The organism is Halorubrum sp. PV6 (genome assembly GCF_003990725.2).
Classification (GTDB): domain Archaea; phylum Halobacteriota; class Halobacteria; order Halobacteriales; family Haloferacaceae; genus Halorubrum.
The window spans coordinates 2257997-2272126 of record NZ_CP030064.1 but is presented as its reverse complement, the minus strand read 5'-3'; the positions used below and the strand labels follow the sequence as shown (position 1 = coordinate 2272126).

Sequence of the window (14130 nt, the reverse complement as noted above, 5' to 3'; positions counted from 1 at the left end):
CGATGCGACAGAACGGCCGAAAAACACCGTAAGCGGCCGCCATACGCGGAACTAAAACGGGCTTAATTCGGGACGAACCGGACTGAGCGTCTTCCACTTATACGTGGGCGGGCCGCGTTTGTCGACTCAGCATGACAGACCCCTCTCGCGTCTCCAATCTATGACACAGTCAACACGATATCCGACCGCGTCCGCCGCACAGCCGGACTCAAGCACCGCCGCCGGTGACGACCCGACCGAGGGCGAGGGTCCCGTCGTCCTGCTCCACGTCGAGCCGGACGCGGAGTCGGCCGAGCTGCTGGCGGCGTTCGTCGAGCGGTTCGCCGACGGGGTGACGGTCCGGGCTGTCGACGGGATGGCGGCGGCGCTCGACGCGCTCGACGCCGGCGCCGCCGACTGTCTCGTGACCGAACAGCGGCTGCCGGACGGCTCCGGGGTCGAACTGGTCGAACGGCTCCGAGCGCGGGGCAGCGACCTGCCGGTCGCCTTCCACTCCACCTGCTGTGAGGCGGCGACCGAGGCGCGGGCGCTCGACGCCGGCGCCGACGCGTACTTCGTCAAACAGCCGGACCGCGGCCAGTACGAGTGCATCCTCGACTGGCTCCGCGGGCTCGGTAGCGACGTCGACCCGGACGCCCGCGCGACGACGGCCCACTCTTCGACCGGAACTGGCGCGGTCGCCGAATCGACCGATTCCGAGGAGTAGCCGGTCACGCGCCGGGTCCCGCTTTCACTCTGGCTCTTGTTTCCACTCCGCCTCTCGTCTCCACTTCGGCGCCCGCTCTCGCTTCGGTCGACGGAACCCTTTTGACTCACACAGGCGTATTTCGGGTCGATATGGGACTGGGCTCGGACATGTACCGACAGCAGATCCTGGACCACTACAAGAACCCGCGCAACTACGGGGAACTCGAGGATCCGGACTTCACGCACGTCGGCGAGAACCCCTCCTGTGGCGACACGATCCGCATGGAGGTCGCCCTCGACGACGCGGGCGAGACCATCGACTCGGTGCGGTTCACCGGCGACGGCTGCGCCATCTCGATGGCCTCGGCGAGTATGCTCTCCGAGCGACTCCACGGGATGGCCATCGAGGACCTCGACGCGCTCGACACGGACGACGTCACGGAGATGCTCGGCGTCGACATCTCCCCGATGCGCGTGAAATGCGCCGTCCTCGGCCGACAGGTCGCCCAGGACGGCTCGAAGATCCACCGCGGCGAACTCGACCCCGACGACCGCACGAAGACGGAAGAGTAGCGGCTCGCGCTCGTCCCGTGAGCGCCTTCCGTCCCGAGCCCACGGACTTTTGCTCGTGAACCACGTTCGTCCGCCCATGAGCGACGGGTTCGACAAAGAGGCCGAACGCGAGAAACTCCGCGAGAAGTTCGCAGATGACGAACAGAAGCGCGAACACACCCAGCGGATGTCCGAGCTACTCCTCCAGGGAGCGACGATGACGAACCGCCACTGCGACGACTGCGGCGACCCCATCTTCCGACACGACGGCCAGGAGTTCTGCCCGACGTGCCAGACGACCGGACAGCAGGGCGGTTCGGGAGAGACCGCGACGAGCGACGCACAGACCGCGACGCGGCCGGACGCCGATCCCACCCGAGCGAACGCCCACGCTGGCGAGCGGGAGGCGACCGACTCACCACCGGGCGCGGCCGAAAACGGCGCGGCACCGTCGACCGGCGAACAGGCGCCTCCCGCCGAGGGGGCCCGACCTTCGGCGGCACAGCCGGCCGACACCACCGCGGCGCGGCCCTCGGAGCCGACCACACCGAGGCCGTCGCAAACAGGCGCGGAGCCTGCGACCACACCCCAGACCGGGACCGAGACGACTGCGCAGCCGGGCGCGGTCGACGACGCCCGCGAGTCGCTGACGCGGACGCTGACGCGCTTCGCCCGCGCCGCCGAAGCGACCGACGACCCGCGTCGCGCACGCGACCACCTACGGGCGGCTCGCGAGGCCGCAGAGGCGCTGCGCGCGCTGGACTGACCGTCAGCGCTCGAACACGAGCCCGTAGTGGTACGGCGGCAGGTCGACCTCCGCTGCGAGTCGGAACGCACCGCTGCCTTCGACGGCCCGCCTCGTTTCGGCCGGCGAGAGCCGCAGGTCCGTGGGCGGCCCGCGCGGCTCCCCGTCGACGGTCGTCTCCTCACGCGGGCGATTGCGCCAGTTCACCACGGCGAACCGACCGTCGTCGGCGAGGACGGCGGCGACGCTCTCGACGAACGCGGCTCGGTCGGTAACGCCGTGGAACGCGTTCGCAAACAACGCGAAGTCCACGGGCTCCGGGAGGAGCTCCGGGAGCGCTCGCGCGTCCCCCTCGACGACGGTGACGTTGTCGACCTCCTGGGTCGTCGCCAGCGCGTCGAGTTCGCGGAGCAACCCGGCGTCGACATCGACGGCGTACACCGTCGCGGGGCCGGCGACCCGCGCCGCCGGCAGCGCGAAGTAGCCGTTGCCGCTGCCGATCTCGACGACGTGGTCCCCGGCCGCGAGCCCCAACCGACGGAGCGTGGCCCCCGGCGTTGGCCACACGCGCCCCCACCAGTCCCAATCCGGCTGTCCCGTGTTCTGAAATCGGCCCATAGACGCACCTGCGACGCCGATACGGGTATCGGTTCGGATCGGGGCGCGTCCGGGTTCCCGCGTGGACGGCGGAGCCCCGAGAGACGGTGTCGTCCTTCTTTCGGGACGGTCTCTCCGCCCCGATATAATTTAAATATATTTATAAATGTCTTAACTACCCATTTATCGTATACTACTTTCTGTTCTCGAATCGGTGCGAAACCCTCTCGACCGCCGAAGCCGCCGACCCAACCGAAACCGCGCCGCCCGCCGGCGACTCCGAGCGACGCGCGGCCGACCACTCGGCCGAAAGACAGATTTAACACCGTGAGTATCGTTCTCTCACCGAATTAATGGCTCAACTTCCGAAGCACTCCGTTCGCGTTGATGTCCGCAATATCGGCGGCATCGACGAGGCGTCGGTGACGCTCTCCGACGGCGTCTCGGTTCTCACCGGGCGGAACGCGACCAACCGGACCTCCTTCCTCCAAGCGCTGATGACCGGGTTGGGGAGCCGCCAGAGTTCCTTAAAAGGGGACGCCGAGGAGGGTGCGGTGACGCTTGAACTTGACGGTGAGACGTACACGCGAACGCTGCGGCGCCGGGGGGACACCGTCGCCTTCGACGGCGACCCGTACCTCGACGACCCGGAGCTGGCCGACCTGTTCGCGTTCCTGCTCGAAGACAACGAGGCGCGCAGGGCGGTGGCGCGCGGCGACGACCTCCGGGAGATCATCATGCGGCCGATCGACACCGACGCGATCGACGCCGAGATCCGCGAGTGCAAACAGCAGCGCGACGAGTTAGAGTCCGAGATCGACCGCCTCGACGGCCTCGAACACGACCTCCCGTCCCTCGAAGCGGACCGCCGCGAGACGGTCGCGGAGCTGGAGGCCGCCGAAGACGAACTGGAGGCGGTCCGCGAGGACCTCGACGACCTCGACGCGGGCGTCGACGAGAGCCGGACGCGCAAACAGGAGATGGAGGCGGCGTTTCAGAAGGTTCGAGACGCCCGCTCCGAGCTCGACGACCTCGAGTTCGACCTCGAGACGGAGCGCTCGACGCTTGAGGAGCTGCGCTCCGAACGCGACGAACTCCGGGAGACGGTCGACACGGCGGAGGCTCCCGACCGGAACCCGGACCGGCTCGCCGGCCGCATCGACGAACTGCGACGCCGGAAGCGCGCGCTCGACGACGACATCAACCAACTCGGCAGCGTCATCGGGTTCAACGAGGACATGGTGGAGGGGTCGGGCGTCGACATCGAGGGCGACGCGCCGAGCGACGACCCGACGGCCACGCTGACGGCGGGCGACCAGACGACCTGCTGGACCTGCGGGTCGGCGGTCGAGACCGATCAGATCGAGGCCACGCTCGACCGACTCCGAGAGCTCCGATCGGCCAAACTCGACGAGCGCAACGAGATCCGCGAGGAGATCGAGACGCTCACCGACGAGCAGTCCGCGATCCGGCAGGCGAAACGCGAGATCGAGCGAGCCGAGGAGCGTCTCGAATCGGTGGAAGCCGAGATCGAATCGACCGAGTCGCGGATCGACGACCTGGAGGCCCAGATCGAAGCGAAACGCGAGACGGTGGCGGAACGCGAGGAGGCCGCAGAGTCGATAGACGTCGACGGCTACGACGAGGCGCTGGAACTCCACCGCGAGGCGAACGGGATCGAACTCCGGATCGAGCGGCTCGAAGACGAGATCGACGACATCGACGCGGAGATCGAAGAGCGCGAGGCCGCACTCGAACGGCGCGAGGACCTGCGCGCGGAGCGCGAGCAGGTCACCGACCGGCTGACCGACCTGCGGACGCGAGTCGACCGCATCGAGGAGACCGCGGTCGAGGAGTTCAACGAGCACATGGCGACCGTCCTCGACATCTTGGAGTACGAGAACCTCGACCGCATCTGGATCGAGCGCCGGGAGACGGAGCGCCGCGAGGGCCGCCGCAAGGTCACCCGAACCCGCTTTGACCTGCACATCGTCCGGTCGTCGCCGGACGGGACGGCCTACGAGGACACGGTCGACCACCTCTCCGAGAGCGAGCGCGAGGTGACGGGGCTCGTGTTCGCGCTCGCGGGCTACCTCGTTCACGACGTCCACGAGACCGTGCCGTTCGTCTTACTCGACTCGCTGGAGGCCATCGACTCGGACCGGATCGCTCGCGTCGTCGACTACTTCCGGACCCACGCCGACTACCTCGTCGCCGCGCTGCTACCGGGCGACGCCGCCGCACTCCCCGACGAGCACGACTACGTCGAACAGATCGACTGACCGAACGAAGCCGCGTTTTACCCTCTCTCGCCGTCGATCGTCGTCGATTCGGCGCCTCTCACGTCGTGCGCACAATTACAAAATTATATGTGTAACTGTAGACGGTCCGTAACGTTCGGTGAGTCCCGTCGGTCTCGGCTCTCGCGTCGACACACCGATGTTTTTGTGACCCTTCGCGTCGAACTCCCGCCATGACCACGGAACCGAGCAGCGTGAACACGAAGGTGGCGCGGGTGATTCGAGCGTACGACCTCGACGGGATGGGCGCGAACTTGGAGGCGGCGTGGACCGGCGCGTCGGGCGAGCGCACGAGCCTGCGCGACCTCGCCGACGAGTTCAACGAGGCCGTGTTACGGGCGGCCCTCGGCGAGGCCGGCGTCTCGTCGGTCTCGGTCGACGTGTCGAGCACGTACGAGGCGATCCGCGGCGACTCCGGCTCCTCGGCGACGCGGGCGCGCCGACGCCTGGAGCGCGAGGGCGTCGACGTCGACGCGGTCACGGGTGACTTCGTCACCCACCAGGCGATCCACACGTACCTCACACAGGAGCGCGAGGCGAGCCTCCCCGACGCGAGCGACGACATCGCCGACAGGAAAGTCGAGACCGTCGAGAAGCTTCAGGGTCGGGTGTCGGCGGTTGCGGAGTCGGCGCTCACCGCGCTCGCGAACGCGGACGAGTTGGACCGCGGGGACTACGACGTCCTCGTCGACGTGCGGGCCGTCTGCCCGAACTGCGGGACCGACGCTCCGGTGGGCGAACTCATCCGCCAGGGGGGCTGCGGCTGCACGAGCGACCCGACATCCGACGACGGGGTGTGAGTCCGCCCTCGGCGTCAGAGGCGAGCCTCAACGTTGGCGAACCAACGCGCGAAGCGCTGCAGTCGCCCGCCCCGATGTCTCCGACCCGCGTCTCTGTCACTTCGTCGCACCGATTATCCGTGAGCGCCGTCCGATCGACGGCACTTGTATATTATATCAAACATATATGCGAAATTGATACTTTTAAAAGCGGCGGCACACACGATACGTCTCCGCTCCCGCACCTCCGCCCCCTACGCGAGCGCCTTCCGAAGCGCACGCTGCGCTCGGTAGAGGGTGTACGCGACGGAGAGTCCGACGAGGACGACCGCTGCGCCGGCGGCGGCGAGCACCGGACCCGACGCCGGGGGTTCCAGTTTGCGGTCCGTGCCGCAGTTCCCGCAGCCGTCGTCGCCGCAGTTCCCGCAGCCGGGGGCGTCCGTGGTGGCTTCGTCGCCGCCCGCGGACTGTGGCTTGTCGTCGCTCACGGACTGTGCTTCGTCGTCGCCCGTGGATCGTACCTCGCCGTCTCCCGATCCGTCGCTCTCGGCGTCGACCGTCTCGGCTGAACCGGTTGCGACCTCGATGGAGTCCGTCTGCTCGCCGATCGCTCCCGCCGTCTCACCGCTCGCCTCTGCCGGGTCGAGTTCCGGCTCGTCGGCCTCGTCGAACAGGTGCGGCGCGTGGCTCCGGAGCGCCGAGAGGCCGGCCTCGATCTCCGCCCGGTCCTGGTGGCCGACCGCGAACTCGGCGAGGCGGTCGACCATCGACCGCGCGCGTTCGGGGTGGTCGGTCTCCACGTAGCTGCGGGCTGCGTCGAACATCGCGCGACCGAGCCAGTGGGCGAAGACGGGGTTGTCGTACCGTGTTTCGAGCGCTTCGAGCCGTTCGAGGCGCTCCTCGCCGGCGGCGACGTCGCCGTCGAAGAACGACGCCCGCGCCGCGAAGAAGGTGGCCACCGCCGCCCACGTCGCGCTCGACGGCGTCGAGAGCCGCTCGTGGTGCTCGACGGTCTCGTCGGCCCAGTGATCGACTCGGCTGGGGTCGGCGTTCTCGAAGCCGGCCCGCGCCGCGTTCGCCGTCGCCACCGGGAGCCACCGGACGATCGACTCCTCCTGTGCCGGATACCGGTCCGCGAGCGCCTCGATCCGGCCGATCCGGTCTTCGATCGCCGCCACGTCCGCGTCTTTGGCGTCCGCGTTCGTGCGCCCGGCGAGGACGCCGGCGAGGCCCGCGGCGACCTCCCCGTCCGGGTGGGCGCCGAACAGGTCCTCGGCGCGTTCGACCCGGTCTGTCCCCTCGTCGCCGGGGTCGGTTCCGAGGTCGACGTCGCTCTCGGCGTCGCTGCCGGCGGGGCGCCCCAGGTACAGCTCGGCGCGGGCGTACGCCCGCAGCAGGGACGCGGCGATGTCCGGCTCCGGGTGGTCGTCGTACACCGATTCGAGCCGGTCCAGCAGCGCGCCGATCCGATCGCGTCGATCGGCTTTCCCGTTCGCGTGGATCGTCTCGGCCGTCGCTCGGGCCAGCGGCGCCGCGATCGCCGGCTCGGGGCGGCGGTGGTACAGCTCCGTGATCCGCTCCCGGTAGTCTTCGAGCCGGGCCGGGTCGATCGCGGTCTCGTAGAGGTCGTCGCGTCCCCGCACGCTCGTCGCGTTCGCCAAGGCGTTCGCGAGGTGGATGTCGGCGTCGTCGTCGTCACCGGCGCGATACAGGCGATCCAGCCGCGCGATCGCCTCTGCTTCGGCGTCGAACTCCCCGCGGCTTCCGTAGGCGTCGGCGAGCGCGACGAGGGCGTCGGTCAGTCGCGCGCGGTCGTCCGCGCTCAGCGCTTCGGGGTCCGTCGCGTCGAACGCCTCGACGCGCTGTTCGAGGTCGCCGACGGACCGAGTGTCACTAGAGACCATGTGTACTGGATCGGCGTTGGCCCGGACGGTGGTAAAGTCTCGCTTTCGGACGACCGGCCGCGGCGATCAGCTCACCCGCCACCGAATCACGAGCGCCGCGACGAACACCGTCGCGAACGTGACGCCGCCCGATATCAGCGCGCCGCGGACGCTCGACGCGCCCGTGGTGACGACGGTGACGGAAGCGCCACCGCCGGCGAGGGCCGCCCCGCCGGCGATGCCGCCGAAGCCGATACAACAGAGGCTGAGGAGGCCGACGACCGACAGCGATCCCAGCAGGCCGTCGCCGCTCATCGGTCGGCCCTCACACGTCCTGTGCGGATGAATCGCTCTTCGGGCGGCGCCGGTCGGCCGACGGCGGTCGACTCGGCGGCCCGCGGTCGCATCGACACGGAGGGAGCCATGTGCCCGCGTCGCTCGCCGGGGGCGAATACCTGCTGCGGTTTGGCGCATCGGTCGCCAGACCGACCGTCGCGTCGGCGGTTCCCGATTCGGCGTTTCGCGCGGCGCTCGTCGACGGCCGCCACAGCGGGCCAGTCGCCCGACGACGCCGCGAGACGCGCCGCGGCGTACGAACCGAATCGCGGCTGAACGGAACCGGAATACAAATACTCGTAAAGCGTTAATAGGTGGTATCTAAAATGACCGCAAACGACCGCTCCGACCGCGTCCCCAGCCAACCGGTCATCGTTCAGGAGAACACCCATCAAAACGAAATCCCCGAGAACATCGACTCGGACCTGTACTCGGCGGACTCACCGGAGAACTCGTACCACGAATTCACCATCGAACCCGACGACGACCTCGTCGAAGCGCTTCGCGAAAACGGCTACACCGTCGAGTTCAGAGACCGGTAGCGGCTCCGCTATTCCTTCGAGAACTACCGACGTAGGCGGAATCGCCGACACGGATCGTAGTGCTGGTGGGCGCGGAGCACCAGATAGAGCGTTCAGGCGAAAATCGGCAGAAGGCGTCGGATTAGGATGCTCCGGCTGGGATTCGAACCCAGGTCATCACCGTGAGAGGGTGATATGATTGGCCGGACTACACCACCAGAGCGCAGGTCCTTGTGACGCAACTACCGGTATGGCAGGATATTGTAAAACAGTTCCGTTTCGGCCCTGCCGTGCCCCGGTTTACCGTGGGGCGCCGATCCACTGTCGCCGCCGAGCGCGACGCTCAGACGTCGACGCCGAAGGGCGCCGCGTCGGCGGCGCCGTTGGCGATGGCGGCGAGGAGGTCGGCGAGGGCGTTCAGATCGCCGGTGTCTATCACTTCGACGGGCGTGTGCATGTACCGGTTCGGAATCGAGACGGTGAGCGAGGGGACGCCGCCGCGAGCCGTATAAAAGGCGTCGGCGTCGGTGCCGGTCCGCGTGCCCGCCGCCTGTAACTGCACGTCGATGCCGTCGCCGGTCGCGCTCTCGCGCGCGAGGTCGACGAGCGCCGGGTGGTTCGCGCTGCCGCGCCCGATAACGGGTCCGGCGCCGAGTTCGACCGGTCCCTGGCGTTCCCTGTCGACGTCCGGGTTGTCGGTGGCGTGTGTCACGTCGACGGCGACGAACGCGTCCACCGCGTCGAGGTCGACGCCCACCATCTGTGCGCCTTTTAACCCGACCTCCTCTTGGACCGTCGAGACGGCGTAGACGGTCGCGTCGACGTCGCGGTCGGCCGCGCGACGCAGGCCCTCCGCGGCCGCCCACGTACCGGCGCGGTTGTCGATTCCGCGGGCGGCGATCCGGTCGTCGACGAGCTCCTCCACTTCGGTCGAGAACGTGACGGGATCGCCGACCTCGACGTGTTCGCGCGCCGTCTCGGCGTCGGGCGCACCGATGTCGACAAACTGGCCGGAGATCTCCTCGTACTCGTCTTTTGCGGGGTCGCGCAGGTGGATCGCGGTCTGCCCGATCACGCCCTGTACCGGCTCGTCGGCGTGAACCGTGACGTGTTGGCCCTTCGAGACGGTCCGGTCGGAGCCGCCGATCCGCGCGATCCGGAGGAAGCCGTCGTCGAGCACGTCGCGGACGATGAAACCGATCTCGTCGGCGTGGCCCGTCAGCGCGACGGTCGGCGCGTCGGGGTCGCCCTCGTGAACGGCGACGGCGTTGCCGTAGGCGTCGACCGACACCTCGTCGGCGAACTCCCGGACGTACTCGGTCCAGACGCGCTGGCTCGGCGCTTCGAAGCCGGAGGGGCTGGCGGTCGAGAGCAGGTCATCGAGGAACGTGCGCTGGAAGTCGCGCATACCCACGACTGTTCGGCTGCAAGCAAGAAACCGCCGATACGACGCGGGTCGCTCGCCGGACGGGCCGACTCGGACCGACACAAGGGACTTGAGGTGGCGCGCCGTCTATCTGTCATGGATATCCTCCGAAGCCTCCGGACGGTCTCCGCGGCCAGCGGGCCCGGCGTCGTCGACTGGGACCGGGCCGCCGCGGCCGCCAAAGCGAGCACCGAACCCGGCTCGGTCGCGCTCACCGACGCCGAACGCGAGGGATACGCCGAGGACGTTCGCGACGCCCGCGATCGGCTCCGCGAGGTGGCTGGCGTCGACTTCGAGGTGCCCGACGCGATCGAGGTCCAGAACCGCCACCACTGGATCGACGCCAGCGTCGACACCTTCCGGAACGTGATGGCACCGATCGAGGCGGCGGCCGGCCGGGACGACGGCTCGGCAGTTCCCGCCGGCGCGCACACGCAGGGGTTCGCCCGCGACCTCTCGCGGGTCGCCAACACCGGCTCCATGGCGTTCACGCTCGGCTTCCTCGCGCGCAACGTCCTCGGCCAGTACGACCCCCTCCTCTTGGCCGACGAGCCCACGGTCGATCACGGGCTCTACTTCGTCCATCCGAACATCGTCGCGGCCGCGGCGTCGCTCGACGTCGACCTCCCGCGATTTAGGCGCTGGATCGCCTTCCACGAGGTGACGCACGCGGCGGAGTTCGGCGCGGCGCCGTGGCTCTCGGAGTACCTCGAATCGCGGGTGGAACGCGGCCTCGAAGGGTTCGACGAGGGGGGTCTCACCGGGGGGTCGATCCCCGTCGACGCGCTCGACACCGCGCCGTTCGCCGAACTGCAGGCCGCGATGACCGCGGTCGAGGGGTACGCCGAGGTGCTGATGGACCGCGCCTTCGACGGGGAGTACGCCGACCTCCGCCGGAAACTCGACGCTCGCAGAGAGGGCGGAGGCCCGGTCCAACGGGTCGCTCGCCGCCTGCTGGGGCTGGGGCTCAAACGCCAACAGTACGAGCAGGGCGCCGCATTCTTCCGTCACGTGGCCGACGCCCGCGGCATCGAGGGCGCGAGCGCGGTCTGGGAGCGCCCGGAGAACCTGCCGACGCGCGCCGAACTCGACGACCCCGAGGCGTGGTTGGTGCGCGTCGACCCGGCGTGATCGGAGCCGTCTCGCCGGCCGCGTGGCCGCCGACCGCCCGAGTCCGTTACGAGTACCCGATCAGGCCAGTTCGACCGCGACCGGCGTCTCGGCGCCGAGGTTATCGCTCACGGGACACCGCCGTTCGACCCGTGCGAGCCACTCCTCGCGGGTCGCGTCGTCGACCGGTTCGCCCGCCGCCGTCCGCAGGTCCGCCTCGACGTCCGCGCGGATCTCCTGGAAGCCGGCGCGGCTGTCGACGTCTGCGCCCTGGAACTTCGCCGGGTCGAGGTCGCCTTCGAGATCGACGGTCAGCGCCGCGATGTCGAGGTCCATCTCGCTCGCGACCACGCGCCCGACGATGCTCAGACAGCCGCCGAGCGAGCCGAGCAGGTACTCGACCGGGTTCGGGCCCTCGTCGGTCCCGCCCAACGCCTCCGGCTCGTCGACCACGAACTCGAAGTGGCGGGTCGCCACCTCCACCTGCATCCCCGGTCCGAGTTCCGTCTGTGCGTCGAAGGTCGCGGTCTGGTTTGCGTCGCTCATACGCGGATATTCACTCAGATAATTATTAATGATTGGGGAGAGTTCTCACACCCTGAGATCCGCTACGTCATCCGCTTGTCCCGAAACGCCCGGATGACGTCCTGTCGGGCGATGATGCCGACGACCCGCCCGTCGTCGTCGACGACCGGTACCCGGTTGATGTCCGGGTCGTCGTCGGCGAGTAAGTCGAGAACCGCGTCGACGCCGGCGTCGGGCGTCACCGTCGCCACGTCGGTGCTCATCACGTCGGAGAGCGGCTTGTCGGCGTTCCGGACCATGTCGACGCCCAGGTCGAGGTCGGCCCACGGCGGCTTCACCTGATACGTGAGCGTGTCGACGAACGGCGGCAGTCCGATCGGGATCCACAGCGTCTCGTCGTCGGGCTCGAACAGGTCGACGAGGTCGGACTCGGTGACGACCCCGACGAGCCGACCGTCGTCGTCGACGACCGGGAAGCCGCTGAAGTCGCAGCGCGCGAACTGCTTGAACGCGTCGGCCACGTCGTCGTCGGGGGCGACGGTCTGTACGTCGGGCTCCATCAGGTCGCGAGCGGTGAGTGTCATACCGGACGGTCACCGCGGGAGGTCGTAGTCGTTTCGGCGGTCCGTGCGACACGGCGGCACGCGCCGCCGACACGCTCCATCGACACGCAATCATGTTAACGGCCGAACAGTATATGTGGCCTCGCCGTGACGGCCGGGTATGGGCGATCGAGGGCCTCCGGACGGCGGGCCCGCGGGCGGCCCCGCCGCGAACGTCGACGAGCGACGGCTTCGCCGGGTCGGCGCGGCGCTGTGGACGCTCGTCTTCCTCTCGGTGACGGCGGTGATCCTCCTCTCGAACGGTCGCCTCGGGGCGCTCGACTGGCAAGCGGCGACGCTCGTCGCCGTGCGGACCTTCGTCGGCGTCGTCGCCTTCCTCGCGGTGTTCCCGCTCATCCTCTCGGCGCTGTCGATGCTCAGGCTTCGCTGACGAGTCGAGCGTCGTCGCGATAGACAGAAGATGGCCGGGGTGGGCTCCGAACCCACGATCTCCGCATGTCCCAGGTCCGAGGCTCGGCGGAGCCACGGGAAGGACGCGGACGCTTCCAAGGCGTCACCGCACCGAATCTCTGAACCCTATGAGTGCGGCGCTATGTCCAGCTAAGCCACCCGGCCTCACCTTTTCGTACCGCGATGATACTCTTTAACCTTCCCATCCATCGCAGGAATGTGAACTCGTGACAGCGTCGCGACCGGCGGGGCGTCTCGGCTCGGTCGGGCGGCGACTCGCGGTGTGACGGGGTCGCGACGGTCGCCGGCGCGGACCCCGCGGATTTATGGCCGACGGGGCGAATCTCGGGGATATGAGCCTTCCCGAACTGCTCGCGGGGACCGTCGGCGACGAGAGCGTCGTTGCCGACGTCACGCTCGGGGGCGACGACCGGCTTGCGGTCACGCCGACCCGGACGCTCGTCTATCGCGGCGACGGCCTCCTGTCGGACGAGTCGGTCGCGGAGTACCCTCACGACGTCGAGCGCATCGCGGTCTCGACGGGCCGCCGCAAGGCGAAACTCACCCTCGGGTACGGTCTCGACGGCGACGAGACGATATCGGTGCCCGCAAAGCGCATCGACGACGTGCTCCACCCGGTCCTCGCCGGCGTCCTCTCCGCCCGGAGCGTCACCGACCCCGGCGAGTCCGTCGTCCGCACGTTCCGCTTTTCCGAACTCACCCTCGTCGTCACCAGCGAGCGACTCGTCAAACACGTCGGGTCCGCGGTCTGGGACGAGGAGTTCGAGGAGTTCGCCTACGCGGACATCACGGACCTCGACTTCGAGGAGGGGACCGTCGCGACCGCGGTCGTGTTGGCCCACGGCGGGCGCTCCGAGCGGTTTAAAGCCCCTAACGAGTCGGCCCGCGCGGTCCGGGAGACTCTCATCGACGCCGTCTGCGCGTACCACGACGTCGACAGCCTCGAAGAGTTCCGCCTGACCGTCGCCGACGACGAGGAGGCCGACGCGACCGCCGGCGGCGGCGCAAGCACCACGGACTTCGGCGAAGGGCCCGACCCCCTCTCGGCGTCGCCGGTCGCCGACGCGGAGGCCGAGGCGGCGGCGGGCGCAGAGGACGCGCTGGGCGCGGACGACGCCTTCGGCACCGACGACGCGCCGGAGCCGGAGACGGCGGCGGACGCCGAGCCGAGCGACGCGAGCGGCGACGCGCCGGACCAAATCGACGCGCCGACCACCGGTTCGGCGTCGTCGAGCGGCGACCCGCTCGTCGAGGACGACCCCGCCGATCAGGGGGCCGACGCGGACCCGCTCGCGGCCGACCACCCCGCGGACGACCCCGACTCGACCGCCGGGGCCGATCCGCTCGCGGACGACTCGCTTGCGGATGACTCGCTCGCGGCGGACGCGTCGCGCCCCGCGGACGCAGACGCGGCGGACCCGCCCGAGGCCGACGCCTTCGACGGCTCGCCGTTCGAGAGCGCCGGCGTCGAGGGGGAGGACCTCGCCACCGAGGTTGCCGAACTCCGCCACACCGTCGAACAGCAGTCGGAGCGGCTCGACAGGCAGTCCGCGCTCATCGAACAGCTGATAGAAGAGCTCCGCCGCGGCCGCTGACCGGCGCGACGCGCCCGTTCTCCCAGACGATAGCCGTGGG

General features: G+C 69.2%; 16 protein-coding genes and 2 tRNA genes. 10 read left to right on the top strand and 8 right to left on the bottom strand.

Annotated features, from left to right (window positions below; translation table 11 throughout):
* The first annotated feature begins 160 nt into the window (after positions 1–160).
* The 3 genes from DOS48_RS25330 to DOS48_RS25320 all read left to right on the top strand — a co-directional run bounded on the left by DOS48_RS25330 (position 161) and on the right by DOS48_RS25320 (position 2005).
* Positions 161–706 (top strand): response regulator, encoded by a 546-nt coding sequence (locus DOS48_RS25330; RefSeq protein WP_127118371.1) that lies wholly within the window; start codon positions 161–163, stop codon positions 704–706.
* A gap of 131 nt (positions 707–837) precedes the next feature.
* A complete protein-coding gene (gene sufU / locus DOS48_RS25325) occupies positions 838–1260 on the top strand; it encodes a Fe-S cluster assembly sulfur transfer protein SufU (RefSeq protein WP_127118370.1) in 423 nt (140 codons plus the stop codon).
* A gap of 76 nt (positions 1261–1336) precedes the next feature.
* Positions 1337–2005 carry an Sjogren's syndrome/scleroderma autoantigen 1 family protein gene (locus DOS48_RS25320; protein WP_127118369.1) on the top strand — a complete coding sequence of 223 codons (669 nt, stop codon included), beginning with the start codon at positions 1337–1339 and terminating at the stop codon, positions 2003–2005.
* Between the two features lie 3 nt (positions 2006–2008).
* Here the strand turns inward: DOS48_RS25320 and DOS48_RS25315 are convergent, their stop codons facing one another.
* On the bottom strand, positions 2009–2602 hold the full coding sequence (locus DOS48_RS25315; protein ID WP_127118368.1) for a class I SAM-dependent methyltransferase: 594 nt from the start codon (positions 2600–2602) through the stop codon (positions 2009–2011).
* Between the two features lie 332 nt (positions 2603–2934).
* Here DOS48_RS25315 and DOS48_RS25310 point away from each other — a divergent pair, with 332 nt between their 5' ends.
* Entirely contained in the window at positions 2935–4863 is a 1929-nt protein-coding gene (locus DOS48_RS25310; protein ID WP_127118367.1) for an archaea-specific SMC-related protein, read from the top strand.
* Positions 4864–5054: 191 nt separating this feature from the next.
* Positions 5055–5681 carry a rod-determining factor RdfA gene (gene rdfA / locus DOS48_RS25305; RefSeq protein WP_127118366.1) on the top strand — a complete coding sequence of 209 codons (627 nt, stop codon included), beginning with the start codon at positions 5055–5057 and terminating at the stop codon, positions 5679–5681.
* A gap of 233 nt (positions 5682–5914) precedes the next feature.
* Here rdfA and DOS48_RS25300 read toward each other — a convergent pair whose 3' ends face one another.
* On the bottom strand, positions 5915–7564 hold the full coding sequence (locus DOS48_RS25300; RefSeq protein ID WP_127118365.1) for a hypothetical protein: 1650 nt from the start codon (positions 7562–7564) through the stop codon (positions 5915–5917).
* A 66-nt stretch (positions 7565–7630) separates the two neighbouring features.
* On the bottom strand, positions 7631–7858 hold the full coding sequence (locus DOS48_RS25295; protein ID WP_127118364.1) for a hypothetical protein: 228 nt from the start codon (positions 7856–7858) through the stop codon (positions 7631–7633).
* A gap of 110 nt (positions 7859–7968) precedes the next feature.
* On the opposite strand from DOS48_RS25295, the gene DOS48_RS25290 reads away from it, so the two are divergent.
* Complete coding sequence (locus DOS48_RS25290) at positions 7969–8190, top strand: hypothetical protein (RefSeq protein ID WP_127118363.1); 222 nt, start codon at positions 7969–7971, stop codon at positions 8188–8190.
* Positions 8191–8205: 15 nt separating this feature from the next.
* The gene (locus DOS48_RS25285) at positions 8206–8421 is read left to right on the top strand and encodes a hypothetical protein (RefSeq protein WP_127118362.1); all 216 of its coding nucleotides are present in this window, start codon (positions 8206–8208) and stop codon (positions 8419–8421) included.
* A gap of 127 nt (positions 8422–8548) precedes the next feature.
* On the opposite strand, the gene DOS48_RS25280 is transcribed toward DOS48_RS25285, so the two are convergent.
* A tRNA-Glu gene (locus DOS48_RS25280) sits at positions 8549–8623 on the bottom strand.
* Positions 8624–8743: 120 nt separating this feature from the next.
* A complete protein-coding gene (locus DOS48_RS25275; protein ID WP_127118361.1) occupies positions 8744–9808 on the bottom strand; it encodes a M42 family peptidase in 1065 nt (354 codons plus the stop codon).
* A gap of 114 nt (positions 9809–9922) precedes the next feature.
* On the opposite strand from DOS48_RS25275, the gene DOS48_RS25270 reads away from it, so the two are divergent.
* A complete protein-coding gene (locus DOS48_RS25270) occupies positions 9923–10957 on the top strand; it encodes a zinc-dependent metalloprotease (RefSeq protein WP_127118360.1) in 1035 nt (344 codons plus the stop codon).
* A gap of 60 nt (positions 10958–11017) precedes the next feature.
* Here DOS48_RS25270 and DOS48_RS25265 read toward each other — a convergent pair whose 3' ends face one another.
* Together DOS48_RS25265 and DOS48_RS25260 are read right to left on the bottom strand one after the other, a co-directional pair.
* Positions 11018–11482, bottom strand: a complete 465-nt coding sequence (locus tag DOS48_RS25265; protein ID WP_127118359.1) for an OsmC family protein — start codon at positions 11480–11482, stop codon at positions 11018–11020.
* A 62-nt stretch (positions 11483–11544) separates the two neighbouring features.
* Positions 11545–12045 carry an HPP family protein gene (locus tag DOS48_RS25260; RefSeq protein WP_127118358.1) on the bottom strand — a complete coding sequence of 167 codons (501 nt, stop codon included), beginning with the start codon at positions 12043–12045 and terminating at the stop codon, positions 11545–11547.
* 139 nt (positions 12046–12184) lie between these two features.
* Here DOS48_RS25260 and DOS48_RS25255 point away from each other — a divergent pair, with 139 nt between their 5' ends.
* Positions 12185–12454 carry a hypothetical protein gene (locus tag DOS48_RS25255; protein WP_127118357.1) on the top strand — a complete coding sequence of 90 codons (270 nt, stop codon included), beginning with the start codon at positions 12185–12187 and terminating at the stop codon, positions 12452–12454.
* Between the two features lie 31 nt (positions 12455–12485).
* Here the strand turns inward: DOS48_RS25255 and DOS48_RS25250 are convergent.
* Positions 12486–12639: transfer RNA gene (locus DOS48_RS25250), tRNA-Met, on the bottom strand.
* Between the two features lie 188 nt (positions 12640–12827).
* On the opposite strand from DOS48_RS25250, the gene DOS48_RS25245 reads away from it, so the two are divergent.
* Positions 12828–14090, top strand: a complete 1263-nt coding sequence (locus tag DOS48_RS25245) for a hypothetical protein (protein WP_127118356.1) — start codon at positions 12828–12830, stop codon at positions 14088–14090.
* Positions 14091–14130 lie beyond the last annotated feature (40 nt).